The 16,428-nt window shown below is 66.7% G+C and carries 14 protein-coding genes; 10 read left to right on the forward strand and 4 right to left on the reverse strand.

Features of this window, described 5'->3' with window-relative positions:
• Window positions 1-3: 3 nt before the first annotated feature.
• From QF040_RS02860 to mmsB, 3 genes are read left to right on the forward strand one after another with little or no spacing between them, the layout of a single operon-like run.
• Complete coding sequence (locus QF040_RS02860) at window positions 4-1,158, forward strand: acyl-CoA dehydrogenase family protein (RefSeq protein ID WP_429609754.1); 1,155 nt, start codon at window positions 4-6, stop codon at window positions 1,156-1,158.
• 28 nt (window positions 1,159-1,186) lie between these two features.
• The gene (locus tag QF040_RS02865) at window positions 1,187-2,302 is read left to right on the forward strand and encodes an enoyl-CoA hydratase/isomerase family protein (RefSeq protein ID WP_429609755.1); all 1,116 of its coding nucleotides are present in this window, start codon (window positions 1,187-1,189) and stop codon (window positions 2,300-2,302) included.
• Window positions 2,303-2,337: 35 nt separating this feature from the next.
• Entirely contained in the window at window positions 2,338-3,234 is an 897-nt protein-coding gene (gene mmsB / locus QF040_RS02870) for a 3-hydroxyisobutyrate dehydrogenase (protein WP_429609756.1), read from the forward strand.
• Window positions 3,235-3,384: 150 nt separating this feature from the next.
• On the opposite strand, the gene QF040_RS02875 is transcribed toward mmsB, so the two are convergent.
• Window positions 3,385-4,701, reverse strand: coding sequence for an MCT family MFS transporter (locus QF040_RS02875; RefSeq protein ID WP_429609757.1), 1,317 nt, complete (start codon window positions 4,699-4,701; stop codon window positions 3,385-3,387).
• 137 nt (window positions 4,702-4,838) lie between these two features.
• Between QF040_RS02875 and gcvA the strand changes: the two genes are divergently transcribed.
• The 3 genes from gcvA to QF040_RS02890 are packed head-to-tail and all read left to right on the forward strand — an operon-like array spanning window position 4,839 to window position 7,272.
• Window positions 4,839-5,831 (forward strand): transcriptional regulator GcvA, encoded by a 993-nt coding sequence (gene gcvA / locus QF040_RS02880; protein ID WP_429609758.1) that lies wholly within the window; start codon window positions 4,839-4,841, stop codon window positions 5,829-5,831.
• A 23-nt stretch (window positions 5,832-5,854) separates the two neighbouring features.
• On the forward strand, window positions 5,855-6,523 hold the full coding sequence (locus tag QF040_RS02885) for a DUF1345 domain-containing protein (protein WP_429609759.1): 669 nt from the start codon (window positions 5,855-5,857) through the stop codon (window positions 6,521-6,523).
• A gap of 5 nt (window positions 6,524-6,528) precedes the next feature.
• The gene (locus tag QF040_RS02890) at window positions 6,529-7,272 is read left to right on the forward strand and encodes a hypothetical protein (protein WP_429609760.1); all 744 of its coding nucleotides are present in this window, start codon (window positions 6,529-6,531) and stop codon (window positions 7,270-7,272) included.
• A 25-nt stretch (window positions 7,273-7,297) separates the two neighbouring features.
• On the opposite strand, the gene QF040_RS02895 is transcribed toward QF040_RS02890, so the two are convergent.
• Window positions 7,298-8,224, reverse strand: coding sequence for a LysR family transcriptional regulator (locus QF040_RS02895; RefSeq protein ID WP_429609761.1), 927 nt, complete (start codon window positions 8,222-8,224; stop codon window positions 7,298-7,300).
• 102 nt (window positions 8,225-8,326) lie between these two features.
• Here QF040_RS02895 and metE point away from each other — a divergent pair, with 102 nt between their 5' ends.
• Window positions 8,327-10,672 carry a 5-methyltetrahydropteroyltriglutamate--homocysteine S-methyltransferase gene (gene metE, locus QF040_RS02900; protein WP_429609762.1) on the forward strand — a complete coding sequence of 782 codons (2,346 nt, stop codon included), beginning with the start codon at window positions 8,327-8,329 and terminating at the stop codon, window positions 10,670-10,672.
• A gap of 37 nt (window positions 10,673-10,709) precedes the next feature.
• Window positions 10,710-11,561, forward strand: coding sequence for a hypothetical protein (locus QF040_RS02905; protein WP_429609763.1), 852 nt, complete (start codon window positions 10,710-10,712; stop codon window positions 11,559-11,561).
• On the opposite strand, the gene QF040_RS02910 is transcribed toward QF040_RS02905, so the two are convergent.
• Complete coding sequence (locus tag QF040_RS02910) at window positions 11,503-13,014, reverse strand: short-chain fatty acyl-CoA regulator family protein (protein WP_429609764.1); 1,512 nt, start codon at window positions 13,012-13,014, stop codon at window positions 11,503-11,505. The genes QF040_RS02905 and QF040_RS02910 overlap by 59 nt on opposite strands.
• Window positions 13,015-13,495: 481 nt before the next feature.
• Between QF040_RS02910 and QF040_RS02915 the strand changes: the two genes are divergently transcribed.
• Window positions 13,496-13,846, forward strand: coding sequence for an alpha/beta hydrolase (locus QF040_RS02915; protein WP_306877190.1), 351 nt, complete (start codon window positions 13,496-13,498; stop codon window positions 13,844-13,846).
• A gap of 95 nt (window positions 13,847-13,941) precedes the next feature.
• Here QF040_RS02915 and QF040_RS02920 read toward each other — a convergent pair whose 3' ends face one another.
• Entirely contained in the window at window positions 13,942-14,526 is a 585-nt protein-coding gene (locus QF040_RS02920) for a DNA-3-methyladenine glycosylase I (protein ID WP_429609765.1), read from the reverse strand.
• Between the two features lie 60 nt (window positions 14,527-14,586).
• Between QF040_RS02920 and QF040_RS02925 the strand changes: the two genes are divergently transcribed.
• On the forward strand, window positions 14,587-16,338 hold the full coding sequence (locus tag QF040_RS02925) for a dipeptidase (RefSeq protein WP_429609766.1): 1,752 nt from the start codon (window positions 14,587-14,589) through the stop codon (window positions 16,336-16,338).
• Window positions 16,339-16,428 lie beyond the last annotated feature (90 nt).

Genomic DNA, 16,428 nt, shown 5'->3' on the forward strand with positions numbered 1-16,428 from the left:
TCCATGGACTTCGAGCTTTCTGAAGAGCAGCGCGCCTTCGCCGATTCGGCGCGCGATTTCGCGCAGGCCGAATTCGCGCCGCATGCCGCGCAGTGGGATGCGGAAGCGATCTTCCCGAAGGAGGCCATTGCCAAGGCCGGCGAGCTGGGCTTCTGCGGGCTCTATGCGCCCGAGCGCGTCGGCGGCCTTGGCCTGCCGCGGCTCGATTCGGCGCTGGTGTTCGAGGAGATGGCCGCGGTCGATCCGTCGACCACGGCCTTCATCACGATCCACAACATGGCGACCTGGATGCTCGGCACCTGGGCGACCGATGCGGTGGCTCAGCAGTGGGGCGAAGATCTCACAAGCGGGCGCAAGCTGGCTTCGTACTGCCTCACCGAGCCGGGTGCCGGGTCGGATGCGGGTTCGCTGAAGACACGCGCCGAGTTGCAGGGTGCGGAGTACGTCATCAACGGCGGCAAGGCGTTCATCTCGGGCGCCGGTTCCACCGACGTGCTGGTGCTCATGGCGCGCACCGGCGGTGCGGGTGCCAGTGGCATCTCCGCCTTCGCGGTGCCGGCCGACGCACCTGGCGTGAGCTACGGCAAGAAGGAACACAAGATGGGCTGGAACAGCCAGCCCACGCGCACCATCAACTTCGACAACGTGCGCATCCCGGCCGAAAACCTCTTGGGCAAGGAAGGCGAGGGCTTTCGCATCGCGATGAAGGGGCTCGACGGCGGGCGCATCAACATCGCGACCTGCTCGGTGGGCGCGGCGCAGGGCGCGCTCGATGCGGCGCGCCGCTACCTGCATGAGCGCCAGCAGTTCGGCAAGCCGATCGCGAGCTTCCAGGCATTGCAGTTCAAGCTGGCCGACATGGCGACCGAACTGGTCGCGGCGCGGCAGATGGTGCGGCTCGCCGCATCGAAGCTCGACGCGGGCCATGCCGACGCCAGCACCTACTGCGCGATGGCCAAGCGCTTCGCGACCGATTCGGGCTTCAATGTGTGCAACGACGCGCTGCAGCTGCACGGCGGCTACGGCTACCTCAGCGAGTTTCCGCTGGAGCGCCTGGTGCGCGACACCCGCGTGCACCAGATCCTGGAAGGCACCAACGAAATCATGCGCGTGATCGTTGCGCGAAAATTGCTGGAAGGGGACAGCGATATCCGCTGATGCCCCGCACCCAGAACCCCTCAAGACAATGACCGACTCCGTAGTTCTTTTCGACGAAATCAAGACCGCCGGCGGCAAGCGTTTCGCCACCGCCACGCTCAACGCCCCCGCGTCGCTCAATGCGCTTTCCGTGGACATGGTCCGCCTGCTCACGCCCAAGCTGCGCGAATGGGCGAAAGACGACGGCATCGTCGGCGTGCTGTTGCAGGCCGCTGGCGAGAAGGCCTTCTGCGCGGGCGGCGACCTGCGCCAGCTCTACCAGACGCTGATGGAATGCGGCCCCGCACGCAACACCTACGCCGAAGACTTCTTCCGCGAAGAGTACGAGCTCGACTACCTGATCCACACCTTTCCCAAGCCCTTCCTCTGCTGGGGCCACGGCATCGTGATGGGCGGGGGCGTGGGCCTGATGTCGGGCTGCTCGCACCGCGTGGTGACGACGCAGAGCCGCATCGCGATGCCCGAGATCGCCATCGGCCTGTACCCCGATGTGGGCGGGAGCTGGTTCCTGCGCCGGACGCCGGGTCGCACCGGGTTGTTCCTGGCGCTGACAGCCGCGAATCTCAACGCCGCCGATGCGATCTTCTGTGGGCCGGCCGATGTTCTGGTGCCGCAGGAGCGCAAGAGCGAGGTGCTCGACGCAATCACCGCCGCATCGTGGGCGGGCGAGGGCAAGGCCGACCGCGCCACGCTGTCGCGCATCCTTGCGAAGGCCGGCGAAGGCGCCGAGCTGCCGGCGTCGAAGGTTCGTGAGCACTACGACACCATCAACGCGCTGATGGCCGGCGACGACCTGCTCGACATCGCCAACCGCCTGCGCAACCTGCAGAGCGACGACCCTTGGCTGCAGTCCGCCTCCAAGACCTTCGTGAAGGGCGCGCCGAGCTCGGCCGCGCTGAGCTTCGAGCTCTGGCAGCGCGTGCACCGCATGTCGCTGGCCGAGGTGTTCCGGCTCGAATACTGGGCGTCGCTCGGCTTCTGCGCGCACAAGGATTTCGCCGAAGGCATCCGCGCAGTGCTGATCGACAAGGACCGCAATCCCAAGTGGTCGCCCGCCACCATCGAAGAGATCACGCCCGCCTTCATCGAAGACCACCTGCGGCCGCGCGGCGAAATGCCAGCGGAGCTGGCCTCGCTGGTCTGACGCTCATTCATAAAAGACAACGGAGACAACACATCATGAAGATCGCATTCATCGGCCTCGGCAACATGGGCGGCCCGATGGCCATGAACCTGCTCAAGGCGGGCCACACGCTCAGCGCATTTGATCTCTCGGCCGAGGCCTGCAAGAAGTTCGGCGCCGAGGGGCTGCCAATTGCCAAGTCGGCCGCCGAGACCGTGGCCGATGCCGAAGTCGTCATCAGCATGCTGCCGGCCAGCGCGCATGTCGAAGGCCTGTTCCTCGGCGGCGCGGGCAAGCCCGGCCTGCTGGAAAGCATCAAGGACGGCACGCTCGTGATCGACAGCAGCACCATCGCCGCCGCCACGTCGCGCAAGGTGGCCGAAGCGGCCGCCGCCAAGGGCGTTGCGATGATCGATGCGCCTGTGTCGGGCGGCACCGGCGGCGCGATCGCCGGCACGCTGACCTTCATGGTCGGCGGTGAAACCAAAGACCTGGAGCGCGCGCGGCCGGTGCTGGAGAAGATGGGCGCCAACATCTTCCACGCCGGCGCAGCGGGCGCGGGGCAGACCGCGAAGATCTGCAACAACATGCTGCTCGGCATCCTGATGATCGGCACCTCCGAGGCGCTGGCGCTCGGCGTGGCGAACGGGCTCGACCCGAAGGTGCTCTCCGAAATCATGCGCCGCAGCTCGGGCGGCAACTGGGCGCTCGAAAAGTACAACCCGATGCCGGGCGTGATGGAGACATCGCCGGCTTCGAAGAACTACGCGGGCGGCTTCGGCACCGACCTGATGCTCAAGGACCTGGGCCTCGCCCAGGAGAACGCGGCGGCGGTTCGTGCTGCCACGCCGCTAGGTGGTCTCGCACGCAGCCTGTATGCGGCGCACAGCCTCGCGGGCCATGGCGCGCTGGATTTCTCCAGCGTGCTGAAGCTGGTGCAGAAGGCTTCCTGAAGGCTGCCTGTTTCCGGCGCTCAGCCGAAATGGGCCTTCACGGCCCACAGCACGCCGAGCACCACCGCGACCAGCACGACAAAGACCATCCAGGCACGCGTGAACGCCTGGGCTTCGGTCACGACTTCGGGGGCAGCCGCGGGAGCGGGGCTAGGGGCGGCGGGCGGTTGTGGGTTCATTCCCGACTGTACCCCGCGCTGCGCCGGCCGCGGCCGGTTTTACCGACACATCGCGCCGGGCCATCGCCAGCAGGATGCCGGCCGCGACGAGGTTCGCGCCGGTGCTGGCGACGATCGGCAGCAGGTAGCTGCGGCTGATGTCGAATGCAAAACCCGCCGCGCTCGGCCCGACCAGCGTGCCCACGGCCACGCTGGTGTAGAGCACGCCGATGATCGCGCTGATGTTGCGTCCGCCGAAGTAGTCCATCACCAGCGCCGGCAGCAGCGCGACGAAGCCGCCGTAGAACACGCCGTAGGCGAACGCGAACACGGCCAGCCCCCAGAACCCGCCGGACACTGCCCACACCACGAGTGACAGCGCCATGCCCGCCGACATCAGCGGCAGCGCGAGTTGGCGGCCGATGCGGTCGGCCAGCCCGCCGAGGAAGAAGCGGCCCGCCGTGCTGCCGACGCCGATGGCGCCCAGCAGCAGCACTGCGGAAGTCGAGGGCATGCCGTGGTCGAGCGCGTACGGCACGAGGTGGACGAAGGGCACGAACAGGCCGAAGGAACTGATGAGGCAGGCCGCGAAGAGGCCGGCGAAGCGCCGCGATGTCACCGCCTCCCGCACCGTCGCGCCTGCGGGCTTGGCCGATGACGCCTGCGGCTGCGGCGGATCGCCGTCGGGCCCGAGCCCGCGGTCGCGCGGGTCGTTCTCGATCAGGAGCGCCATGCCCACGCCCACCACCACGGCGAGCGCGCCGAGCGCCAGATAGGTGTGGCGCCACCCGATGCCTTCGATGAGGAACGACGCCAGCGGCGGCATCACCAGCGTGCCCACGCCGATGCCGCTGACCGCCAGCCCCGATGCGAATCCGCGCCGCTTGACGAACCAGCGCTGCACCGCGCCGAGCACCGGCACATACGACGCGCCGACGCCCAGGCCCACGCCGAGCCCGTAGGCAAGGTAGATCTGCGTCAGGCTCTGCGCCTGCCCCGCGAGGGCGAGGCCCAACCCGACCAGCACCATGCCCGCGACCGCGAGCCGCCGCGAACCCCATCGGTCGGCAAGCGGGCCGCTGATGACGCCGAGCCCGAAGTAGAGAAAGCCCGCGAGCGAGAACACCAGCGACACCGAGCCGCGCGAGGCGCCGAAGTCGCGCTGCAGCGATTCGAGAAAGGCGCTGAAGGTGTAGGCGCTGCCGAAGCCCACGAGGGTCACGGCGAAGGCGCCCGCGACCACGAGCCAGCCGCGGAAGAGGCGCGCGCGCGGCGAGGGGGATGAACGATTCAAGAGGGGGGTCTCCATGTTCTTCCCGGTCCAGCGGAGCGGGGGCCCTATTTCTCAGGATATCTAACGAAGATCGATTGATCGTGCCAATATTCATCTCTGGAGCGATCTGCGACAAGCCAGATTTTCTGAAGACTTCGAATCAGATTAACTAAATGAAAAAGCACCAGCTTCCACCGCTCAACGCGCTGCGCGCCTTCGAGGCGACGGCCCGGCACCTCTCGGTCAAGAACGCGGCGGACGAGCTGTGCGTGACCCCCGGCGCGGTGAGCCAGTTGATCAAGGCGCTGGAGCTGCATCTGGGCGTTGCGCTCTTTCGCCGCGTGAACCGTGGCGTCTTCCTCACCGATGCCGGCCGTGCCTACCTGCCGCCGGTGCGCAATGCCTTCCGGCAGATCAGCGACGCCACACGCCGCATCGCCATGCCCGAGGACGCGGGCATCCTCACCGTGAGCGCCACCCCGTTCTTCGCTTCCGCGTGGCTGGTGCCGCGTCTCAAGGGCTTCCAGGATGCGCATCCCGACATCGACCTGCAGGTGGTGAGCAGCAGCGCGCTGGCCAACTTCTCGCGCGACGGCGTGGATGCCGCCATTCGCCACGGCCTCGGCCGCTATGCGGGCTTGAGCAGCCAGCGCGTGTTGACGGTGGAGATCGTTCCCGTGGCGGCGCCCGCATTGGTCAAGCAGCTCGGCATGCCGGCGGCGCCGGCCGACCTGACGCGCTGGCCGCGCGTGAACGATGCCGAGCGCAAGGCCTGGGCGCTGTGGTTCGAGGCACAGGGCATCGAGGCCGCGGGCGCGGCGCGCGGTCCCTCCTTCGACGATTCGGGCCTGCTGTTGAAGGCGGTGCTCACGGGGCAGGGCGCGGCATTGCTGCCCGCCGCGGTCGTGGCCGAAGATCTTGCGCAGGGCCGGCTCGTGCAGCTTTCGGATGTGAGCTGGCTCGAGGACTTCGCCTATTACCTCGTGTACCCGGAAGACAGCCACGACCACCCCAAGGTCGCGGCCTTTCGCGGTTGGCTGCTGGAAGTGGCGCAAGGCGCACCCGCGACCGGTGCTGCTGCCGGTGCCGGAAAGCGACGTGCGTCAGGTCCCCGCAAGAGAGCTTCGCCGACATTCGAAGGGTTGGCCTCTTCGCCGTCATCCTGACAGCAGGGGCATGCCCGATGCCCATGAAACTTCCCCGCCACCGATTCGTCCGCCAGATCGCCGCAAGGCCCCGGCTCTTCATTGCCGCGGCCATCGCCATGGCCGTGGGGTTCCTGCTTCCTTCCGTCGATGCCCACCTCGTCACACGCCTCCTGATCGCCTGGAACACCGGCGCCTGCCTCTATGTGCTGCTCGCGGCGGTCATGATGAACCGGTCGTCGCAGAACCACATGCGCTACCGCGCGCAACTGCAGGACGACGGGCAGATGGTGATCCTCGTGCTGGTGGTGGTCTCGGCCATTGCGAGCCTGGCGGCCATCGGTGGCGAGCTGGTGGTGGTCAAGGACATGCACGGGCTCGAGAAGATCGCGCACATCGCGCTGGCCGGCCTCACGGTGGTGTCGTCGTGGGCCTTCACGCAAGTGATGTTCACGCTCCACTACGCGCACGACTACTACGCCGCGGCGTGCCGCGGGCAGAAGGCGGGTATCCAGTTCCCGGACGACGAGCCGCCGGGCTACGGCGACTTCTTCTACTTTTCCGCGGTGATCGGCACCTCGGGGCAGACCGCGGATGTGGCGTTCGTCTCCAAGCCCATGCGCCGCATCGGCTCGGTCCACTGCATCCTGGCGTACCTCTTCAACACGACGGTGCTCGCGTTGCTCATCAACATCGGCGCGAGCATGTTCTGAGCGCCATGCCATTCCGTCGCCGATCGAGCTGTTTCTTCGCGGCCCTCGCGGTTCTAGGTCTGTCGTCCGCGGCCCGGGCAGACGATGGCGCGGCCGAGCTTCCGTTCAAGCTCACCGTCGGCGCGTACCGCGTGTCCGGCGGCGGCTTGCCTTCGGGGCCGGGGCTGGACATGAACCTGCGCTACACCTACGGCGATGGCAATGTCTGGATCGGCTGGTTTCGTTCGCCGGTGTTGGATTTCGCGCAGCCCCGCGCGGGTTGGGACCACACGTTCACGCTCGGCCCGGTGCGCGTGCTGCCCTCGCTGCAGGCGGCTTCCGGCGGATTCGTAGGCGGCAGCCTCGCGGTGGAAACGGGCGACAGCTGGTTCGTCGGCACGGGCCTGGGCCGCACCAACCTTCGCAACTACGCCAACCTGAATTTCGACCCCAACGATTCGTACACCGTGTACGGCGGCTACAAGTGGCCGGACGGCACGGCGCTGTCGCTCTCGCTGATCCGCGACAACCGGCTGAACCCCGACCAGCAGGACGTGCACCTCGTCTACCGGGTGCCGCTGCCCGAGCGGCAGCGCCTGACCGTGGACCTGCTGGCCAAGCAGGGCACGGTGGACGGACAGTTCATTCGCCGCGCAGGCCTGACCGTCACCTACGACTGGCCGCGCTGGTTCGTTCGCGCCGCCTACGACCCCAAGGTGAATTTCACGGCGCAGAACATGGTGCGGATGTCGGTGGGCACGCGGTTCTGAGGTTTTCTCGCAGGCGAGGAAGCCGCTACAGCAACTCGATGCCCGGCAGGCTCTTGAAGCAACTCTCGCGCGTGATGCGCACGAAATCGGCGAGCCACGGCTGGTCGGACGTGCCCTGCGTGCAAGCCATGTAGAGCCGACCCGTGAGCCCCTTGCTGCCGACGCGGCGCGCCGTGACGTAGCCGCGGTCCAGGTAGTTCTGCACCGCCCACAGCGGCAGGGTCGCGACGCCGCGCCCGCTCGCCACCAGCTGCAGCATCGCCACGGTGAGCTCGGTCGTGCGCCGGTGCGCGGGCTCCACGCCGGCGGGCGCGAGCACCTGCCGAACGATGTCGAGCATCTCGTCGGGCACGGGGTAGGTGATGAGCGTCTGGTCGGCGAAGTGCCTGGCCGTGAGGTGCGCCTTGGCCGTGAGCGCGTGGTCGTTGGCGAGCAGCGCGACGATCTCGAAGCGGAAGAGCGCGTGGTAGTCGACCGTTTCATCCGGGTCTTCTTCGGAAACGATGGCCACCTCGGCGCGGTTCTGCATCACCAGCGCGATCGGGTCGGGATGGAAGCCCGAGACGATGTCCAGTTCGATTTCGGGCCAGCGCTGGCGGAAGGCGTCCATCGCGGGCATCAGCCAGTCGAAGCAGGTGTGGCACTCGACCACGATGCGCAACTGGCCACTGCGCCCGAGCGCGAGGCGCGCCACATCGCGCTCGGCTTCCTCGATCAGCGGCAGCGCGGTGTCTGCCAACTGCAGCAGCCGAAGTCCCGTGGTGCTGAACTGCGGCGGCACCGACTTGCGCTCGAAGAGCTGCGCGCCGTAGCGGTCTTCGAGCAGCTTGATCTGGTGCGACAACGCCGACTGCGTGAGGTTGAGCAACTGCGCCGCGCGCACCAGGCTGCCGGTGTCGCGCAACGCGATGAGCGTGCGCAGATGGCGTATCTCCAGGATCGACTGCAACATGAATGAAATTCAGGTGAATGGGCAAAAGGTTTCGTTTGAATCATAGACCCCAAACACCGAACATTGCGGATTCTCAAGATTCAAGCGACCGGATTACCTGCAATGACCACCCGTACCCACACCCTCGGCTTTCCGCGCATGGGCGCCAACCGCGAACTGAAGTTCGCACTCGAAAAGCACTGGCGCGGCGAGATCCACCGCACCGCGCTCGAAGCCGTCGGCGAGGAACTGCGTGCACGTCACTGGCAGGCCCAGCGCGATGCGGGGCTCGACTACGTGACCGTCGGCGACTTCGCCTACTACGACCACGTGGCCAATCACATCCAACTGCTCGGTTGCGAGCCGGCGCGCTTCAACTTCTTCGGCGACGAGCCCGAGCTGTCGCGCTACTTCAAGATGGCGCGCGGCGTGGAGGATGAAGCCGGCCATGTGCACGGCGAGAGCTGCAAGCACGGCACCGAAGGCACCTTCGCGCTGGAGATGACCAAGTGGTTCGACACCAACTACCACTACCTCGTGCCCGAGTTCAACGCGGCCACGCAGTTCAAGCTGGCCTCCACGCGGCTCTTCGACGAAGTGGCGCAGGCGCAGCAGGCCGGGCATGCAGTCAAGGCCGTGCTGCTCGGACCGCTGAGCTTCCTGTACCTGGGCAAGGAGAAAGAGGCCGGCTTCGACCGCTTCTCGCTGCTCGACGTGCTGCTGCCCGTGTACGAACAGGTGCTCACGCGCCTGAAGCAGCAGGGTGTGGAGTGGGTGCAGATCGACGAGCCCATCCTCGGCCTGGACCTGCCCGATGCCTGGCGCAACGCCTTCGAGCGCGCCTACTGGCAGCTCGCGCGCAGCGCACCCAAGCTGCTGCTGGCCACGTACTTCTCGCCGCTCTCCGACAACCTGCGCCTGGCCTGCCAGCTGCCGGTCGCCGGGCTGCATGTGGACGCGGTGCGTTCGCCGCAGGAGTTGACCGGCGTGGCCGACTGGCTCCCGGCGCACAAGGTGCTGTCGGTGGGCATCGTCGATGGCCGCAACATCTGGCGCACCGACCCCGATGCAGCGCTCGCCACGCTGCGCCCAGTGGTCGAAAAGAACCGCGGCGAACTGTGGATCGCGCCGTCGTGCTCGCTGCTGCATGTGCCGTTCAGCCTCGCAGCCGAGACCAAGCTCGATGCCGAACTCAAGTCGTGGCTCGCCTTCGCCGTCGAGAAGCTCGATGAGCTGCGCGTGCTGCGCGCGGTGCTCGATGGCGGTGAAGTGTCCGTCGCAAACGAACTCAAGACTGCTCGCGCAGCCGTCGCTGCTCGCCGCAGCAGCCCGCGCGTGCACCGTGCCGACGTGGCGCTGCGCCTCGCGCGCAGCGTGGCCGGCGACGATGCACGTACTTCGGTCTTTCCGCAGCGCCAGTCGGTGCAGCGCACACGTTTCGCCCTGCCCGCGCTGCCGACCACCACCATCGGTTCGTTCCCGCAGACCTCCGACATCCGCGCCGCACGCGCCGCCTTCAAGCGCGGCGAGCTCGATGCGGCCGGCTACCGCGAGAAGATGCGCGCCGAGATCGCACTGGCCGTTCGCAAGCAGGAAGAGCTGGGCATCGACGTGCTGGTGCATGGCGAGGCAGAGCGCAACGACATGGTCGAGTACTTCGGCGAGCAACTCGACGGCTTCGCCTTCACCGCCAACGGCTGGGTGCAGTCGTACGGGTCGCGCTGCGTGAAGCCGCCGGTGATCTTCGGCGACGTGGCGCGCCCTGCCGCGATGACAGTCGAATGGACCGCCTACGCGCAGAGCCTCACCAAGCTGCCGATGAAGGGCATGCTGACCGGCCCGGTCACGATCCTGCAGTGGTCCTTTGTGCGCGACGACCAGCCACGCGCCACGACCTGTGAACAGATCGCCTGGGCGATCCGCGACGAGGTGGTGGACCTCGAAGGCGCGGGCATCGGCATCATCCAGATCGACGAGCCCGCGATCCGCGAAGGCCTGCCGCTGCGCCGCGCGGGCTGGCCCGCGTACCTGAAGTCGGCCACGCGCGCCTTCCGCATCAGCGCCTCGGGCGTGCGCGACGAGACGCAGATTCACACGCACATGTGCTATTCGGAATTCAACGACATCCTGCCGGAGATCGCGGCGATGGACGCCGACGTGATCACCATCGAGACCAGCCGCTCCGACATGGAACTGCTGCGCGGCTTCGGCGGCGAGAACAATTCCGGGGGCTTCCGCTACCCGAACGAGATCGGCCCGGGCGTGTACGACATCCACTCGCCGCGCGTGCCTTCGGTGGACGAGATCGTGCGCCTCATGCGCAAGGCCGCGGTCGTGATGCCGCACGAGAACCTCTGGATCAACCCCGACTGCGGCCTGAAGACCCGCGGCTGGCCGGAGACCGAGGCGGCCTTGTCGAACATGGTCACGGCTGCGAAGCTGCTGCGCAAGGAACTGGCGGCGGCTTGAGGCAGGGGAGGTCGTGACGCGCGCCAATAATGGCGTCATGACTGTCTCTTCCCTCGTAGCCAAACGTCTTGCCTTCGTCCTTTCGCTGCTGCTCGTGCCGGCCATGGCCTGGGCGCAGGACCGCGCCCAGGCCCTGATGCAGTTCGAAGGCGTGCAGGCGCGCTACCAGGCCGCGTATGCGCCGGGCGCCGTGTCGCGCGATGCGCGGCAACTGCTGGACCCGCCGGACCAGGCCATCGCCGACAAGGCGCTCGCGGCGCTGGACACGGCCGCATCGCGGTCCTTCGACGTCAAGGCTTCCGTGGCTGCAATCCAGCAGGAGGTCGCCACTGCCGGCAAGGGCGGCGCTGCGCCGAGCCCGCAGGTTCTCGAGGCAGTGGCCCGGTTCGCCAAGCTGCGCGCCGACTACGCTGCGATGGACGACGCGGCCAAGGTCGAGTTCTTCAATCGCGAGCGCGCGAAGCCGGCCGACCCGGTGCGCACCGAGTTGCTCGAGCGCATGGCCGTGGCCGATACGCGCGAAGTCGATTTCTCCAGCCAGTTGCTGCTAAGTTCGGTCGTGAAGCAACTGGCTCGCGGCAATGCTGGCCAGTTCACCTCGCTGCCCGATCGCACGCTCGACATGGCCGTCGACACGCTGTGGTCGCGCGGCATCACCTCGCCGCGTCCGCGCAACCTGCTGACGGTGGCGCGCGAGTTCGAGAAGCAGGTCACGCAGGCGCTGCTCGCGGCATTGCCCGATGCGGACGTGGCGGCCTTGCTCGCCTGGCGCAACGACCCGCAGGCCGCGGCCGAGCGCGAAGCGCTGGTGGGCAGCTACCGCGCCGAGGTCAAGGGGAGCGGCGCCGTGGCGATCCGGACGCTGGTGCGCGGCTGGCCCCGCTCTTGAGGGCGGCCCGCGCGGCGCCGTATTTGTCGGGCGCCGCGGCATAGGGCATGAAGCGGCTCTGGTTCTCGTCCACATCGAGCGGCCGGCCCACGAACGGAAAGGCGCGCTGCGGGCAGGCCTCGCGCTCGCACACCTTGCAACCCGCGCCGATGGGCGTCGGCACCTCGGGATCGCGCAGGTCCATGCCCTTGGAGTAGACGAGCCGCGTGGCGTGGCTGATGTCGCAGCCGAGGCCGATCGAGAAGGTCTTGTTGGGCGAGCCGTAGCCGCGAAAGCCGTGCGACACGGTGCGCGCGATCCAGAGGTAGGCGCGGCCATCGGGCATGCGCGCGAGCTGCGTCAGCACGCGGCCCGGTTGGGCGAAAGCCTCGTACACGTTCCACAGCGGGCAGGTGCCGCCGGTCTTGGAGAAGTGGAAATGCGTGGCCGACTGGCGCTTCGAGATGTTGCCGGCGCGGTCGACACGGATGAGGAAGAAGGGCACGCCGCGCGCCTCGGGCCGCTGCAGCGAACTCAGCCGGTGGCAGATCGTCTCGAAGCCGACACCGAAGCGACGCGCGAGCTGGTCGATGTCGTAGCGCAATTGCTCGGCCGCTTCGAGGAACACGCCATAGGGCAGCAGCAATGCGGCGGCGAAGTAGTTCGCGAGGCCGATGCGTGCGAGCGAACGCGCGGTGTCGCTCGACAGCGGCGCCTCGGCGACCAGCTTGTCGATCACGTCGCCGACCTCGAGAAAGGCCAGTTGCGTCGCGAGCTGAAAGGCGTGCTGGCCTGGCTCCAGGTAGCGGGAAAGCCTGAGCACGCGCGTGGCCGGATCGAAGCGGCGTTGCGCGCCGCCTTCGTCGTCTTCGGCCGGGATCACCTGCACGCCGTGTGTCTCGAGCAGGCGGTGCGCGAGCCGGTCGCCGGGGTTGCCCTCGCGCAGGCGCCATTGCACGGAGAAGGCTTCGGCAGCGTTGTCGAGCGGGGCGATGTGGTTCTGGTGCGCGAAGAAGAAATCGCGCACTTCCTCGAAGGGCATCGGTCGCGCCTGCGGCATGCGCGCGAGGTCGCCGCGGCCGTCGCCGAGTTCGCCGGCCAATGCTTCGAGGCGCTCCATCGCATCGCGGTGCCGCTGATGCAGCGCGACCAGCGCGCGGCCCACCGCGGGCATCTGCGTGGCGACCTCGCGCAACTCGGCGAGCGCGACGGCATCGCCGCCCGGGTTGTCGGCCAAGGCTTCGCGCAGGCTCGCGACGAGGCGCGCCTCTTCGTCTTCCGAGAAGGCCTGGATGTCGACGCCCAACGTGGCATGCAGGCGCAGCAGCACCGGCACGGTGAGGGGGCGCTGGTTCTGCTCGATCTGGTTGAGGTAGCTGGGCGACAGGCCCAGTTGCTGTGCGAGCGCGAGCTGGCTCAGGCCGCGCTCTTCGCGGAGGCTGCGCAGCCGCACGCCCATGAAGGTTTTCTTCATCGTTCTATCCGTTCTTCGAGGTCCGGTGATTTGCAAAATTCGCAAATCTTGTGCGCTGCATTCGCAATCATTCGCCAATGAGAGAGTTAATTATGAGTGCGTTCCTGCGTAAATTGCGAATTCACGAGCGGCAAGGCTGAAGGAGTTCGCTGGCACGTGGACGCAGCGCATCTCGGCGGGGTGAGAAGGCGACGGACATAAGGAAGACGAGCCACGCCGGGTGGTGGCTGGCATGCAACGTGCACTGACCTGTAAGGCGTAGCACCTCGGTGCCACAAGCCTTGCTTGACGAACTAAATGAAAAGTACGCAAACTAGCCGGGTTTTCAGCGGCAGAACGGGCACTTGACTTAGCCTCGTCACAAAGTTCCCGGTCATTGTTTCAGTTTCATGAACACTGCGATTCGATTGAGTAGGGTTTTCCCTTGGAATCGTGGTGCAAACTTCAGGGTATCCAAAGCCCAATCAAGAAGGAAATTGAAATGAAGACCTCGAACATCCTCGCCGCCGCCGCTCTCTCCCTGCTCGCCGCCGCTGGCGCCCATGCAGAAACCTATGAAGGCGTGCAACCCCTGACCTCCGGCTACAGCCGCGCCGATGTGGCGCCCCAAGCTGCTGCTGCCGCCCGCGCCGGCAACGAATACAGTGATGCTGCTTCGTCCACCGTCGCTCCGACGCTGACCGCTTCGACCACCGACCGCGCCACTGTTCGCGCCCAAGCTGTTGCCGCAGCACATGCACCGGGCCAGAACCTGCGCCCCGAAACCTTCGCTGGCAGCGTGATCCCCGCCCAAGCGAAGGGCCTGACCTTCACGCGTCAAGCCGGCCTGTAATCCGTTGCGGCGCAAGCCGCTTCAGGTCACAAGCCAAAAAGAAAACCGGACCGTGCGAAAGCGCGGTCCGGTTTTTTCATTGGGTGTCTGTTTGTTTATTTCTTCTTCGATCCGTGCCGGTGGCAGTCCGGCGCATGGTCGTCCACGATGCCGGTCGCCTGCATCCACGCATAGACGATCACCGGCCCGACGAACTTGAAGCCGCGCTTCTTGAGTGCCTTCGAAATCTCTTCCGACAGCGGCGTCTGCGTCGGCACCTTGCCGGTCTTGTTGACGATCGGCTTGCCGCCGGCCATGCCCCAGATGAACGCCGAGAAATCCTCGCCCGCCGCCTGCATCGCAAGGTAGGCGCGTGCGTTGCCGATGGTGGCCTCGATCTTGGCCCGCGCACGCACGATGCCCGCGTCCTGCATCAGCCGCTCGACATCGTCGGCGGTGAACTTGGCGACCTTCTCGGGCACGAAGCCCTCGAAGGCCTTGCGGAACGCATCGCGCTTGCGCAGGATCGTGATCCAGGCAAGGCCGGCCTGAAAGCCGTCGAGCATCAGCTTTTCCCACAGCGCGCGGCTGTCGTATTCGGGCACGCCCCATTCGGCGTCGTGGTAGTCGCCCAAGAGCGGGTCGGTCTGGGCCCAGGCGCAACGGATCCTGGTGGCGGCAGTGGTGGCGGTGCTGTTCATTGTTCGATGTGTCGCTCGGCTATCGTCGGGAGATGGTTTCAGAATGAGGGAGTCACCCTGATGCAGAAATTTCGATTTTCATTGTCGGCCCTTTCATTGGGCATCGCGCTCGGTCTCGGTGCACCGGCCTTCGCCGAAACGCTCCAGAAACCGGCGCTCGACCAACTGGCCGCGGCGTGGAAAAGCAGCGGCAAGGCGCCCGCCGATTTCAATGCCTTCCTCATCCAGGCCGAGAGAACCCATCCCGAGTTGAAACCCGCCGTGGCCGCCTACCGCAAGAAGTCGATGCTGGCCGGCGACGACCTCACCAACACCGCGCGCCTGCTCGGTCTCTACAACCGCCTGCAGAACCAGCAGGCCGTGATCGCGAGCATCGGCACGATGGTGGCGATTCCCACAGTGCGCAACGTGCAGGTGCCGCCGCACGAAAGCCCGCAGATCATCGAGTTCGGCAAGCTCGTGGAGAAGATGGCGAAGGACTTCGGCTTGGCCTTCCGCAACGTCGACAACCGCATCTTCGAGGTCAGCCTCAAGGGCAGGGGCAGCGAGGAGTTCGGCATCCTCACGCATGCCGACGTGGTGCCCGCGGTGCTCTCCGAATGGGGGCTCGACGACGGCACGAAGCTCGATCCCTTCACGATGACCCGCGTGGGCGACTTCCTCTACGGCCGCGGCACCATTGACGACAAGGGCTCCATCGCCGCCGTGCTCTACGCGATGAAGGCCGTGAAGGACAGCGGCCTGCCCATCGACCGCAGCATCCGCCTGATGATCGAGACCACCGAGGAAACCGGCGGCGATGCGATGGTGTACTACCGCAGCAAGACGCAGCTGCCGGCCTACAACATCGTGCTCGACAGCAAGTACCCCGCGGTCGTTGCGGAGAAGGGATCGGGGGCGCTCAAGGTGTTTTTCCCCGCGGAGACAATGGACGCCGCATCGACAACTGCGATCACCGCGATGAGCGGCGCGGCATCCGCCAATGCGATCTCGCAGACCGCGACCGCGACGTTGAAGGGCGGCGACCTCGCCGCAGTGGCCGCGAAGCTCGAAGCGGCCAAGGCCGCCTTCCTCCAGAAGTACGAACCGCAGGGCGGCAAGTTCGCCATCGACATCTCGCGCAAGAGCGACAACGGCGACAGCATCGACATCAAGGTCACCGGCACGTCGGCGCACGGCTCGCGTCCCGAAGAGGGCGTGAACCCGCTGCCGCGCCTTGCGCTCTTCCTGCAGGAATCGGGTGCGCCACTCGCCGCCAACCACTACCTGAAGGCCGTGAAGTACATCGATGCGCTCTACGGCACCGGCTACCTCGGCGAGAAGATGGGCCTTGGCTACAAGGACGACTTCATGGGCCCGCTGACCTTCTCGCCCAACCTTATCCGGATCGGCACCGACGGCAGGCTCGAGATGACGACCAACGTGCGCATGCCGCGCGGCCGCACACCCGAAGAATTGAAGGCGCAGGTGGCTGCCAAGGTCAACGCGTGGGCCGCGGCGAACCAGGTGAAGCTCGACGTCAGCTACGACCAAGGCAACTGGATGGCCCGCGACCCCAAGGGCGCATGGCTCTCGACGCTGCTCGACATCTACGGCAGCACCACAGGCCTCGAAGCCAAGCCCGTGCCCACCGCAGGCAGCACGACGGCCAAGCTGATGCCCAACGCGATCAACTTCGGCCCCGCGATGCCGGGCAAGAAATACACCGCGCACAACGCCAAGGAATACAAGGAAGTGCCGGACCTCGATGCCGACATGCAGATGTTCACCGAGATGCTGGTGCGCATCGGCAACCTGCAGCAGATGCAGTGACCCAGGGCAGTCTGCAAACCTAAAGCTGCACCTTGCGCGGCATCCGCTACGTTTCTTCGTAGCGCGATGCGGCGTGCCGAAAGCATGGCG

Origin of the sequence: Variovorax sp. W2I14, from assembly GCF_050435205.1 — a bacterium.
GTDB classification, from domain to species: domain Bacteria; phylum Pseudomonadota; class Gammaproteobacteria; order Burkholderiales; family Burkholderiaceae_C; genus Variovorax; species Variovorax paradoxus_C.

Excerpts from the sequence above, each read along its gene's own strand:
- QF040_RS02885 (WP_429609759.1), top strand. The coding sequence starts at position 5,855 with ATGAAACTTCCCCGCCACCGATTCGTCCGCCAGATCGCCGCAAGGCCC.
- QF040_RS02865 (WP_429609755.1), top strand. The coding sequence starts at position 1,187 with ATGACCGACTCCGTAGTTCTTTTCGACGAAATCAAGACCGCCGGCGGC.
- gcvA (WP_429609758.1), top strand. The coding sequence starts at position 4,839 with ATGAAAAAGCACCAGCTTCCACCGCTCAACGCGCTGCGCGCCTTCGAG.
- QF040_RS02910 (WP_429609764.1), bottom strand. The coding sequence starts at position 13,014 with ATGAAGAAAACCTTCATGGGCGTGCGGCTGCGCAGCCTCCGCGAAGAG.
- QF040_RS02895 (WP_429609761.1), bottom strand. The coding sequence starts at position 8,224 with ATGTTGCAGTCGATCCTGGAGATACGCCATCTGCGCACGCTCATCGCG.
- QF040_RS02860 (WP_429609754.1), top strand. The coding sequence starts at position 4 with ATGGACTTCGAGCTTTCTGAAGAGCAGCGCGCCTTCGCCGATTCGGCG.
- QF040_RS02925 (WP_429609766.1), top strand. The coding sequence starts at position 14,587 with ATGCAGAAATTTCGATTTTCATTGTCGGCCCTTTCATTGGGCATCGCG.
- QF040_RS02915 (WP_306877190.1), top strand. The coding sequence starts at position 13,496 with ATGAAGACCTCGAACATCCTCGCCGCCGCCGCTCTCTCCCTGCTCGCC.
- QF040_RS02890 (WP_429609760.1), top strand. The coding sequence starts at position 6,529 with ATGCCATTCCGTCGCCGATCGAGCTGTTTCTTCGCGGCCCTCGCGGTT.
- QF040_RS02875 (WP_429609757.1), bottom strand. The coding sequence starts at position 4,701 with ATGGAGACCCCCCTCTTGAATCGTTCATCCCCCTCGCCGCGCGCGCGC.
- metE (WP_429609762.1), top strand. The coding sequence starts at position 8,327 with ATGACCACCCGTACCCACACCCTCGGCTTTCCGCGCATGGGCGCCAAC.
- mmsB (WP_429609756.1), top strand. The coding sequence starts at position 2,338 with ATGAAGATCGCATTCATCGGCCTCGGCAACATGGGCGGCCCGATGGCC.
- QF040_RS02905 (WP_429609763.1), top strand. The coding sequence starts at position 10,710 with ATGACTGTCTCTTCCCTCGTAGCCAAACGTCTTGCCTTCGTCCTTTCG.
- QF040_RS02920 (WP_429609765.1), bottom strand. The coding sequence starts at position 14,526 with ATGAACAGCACCGCCACCACTGCCGCCACCAGGATCCGTTGCGCCTGG.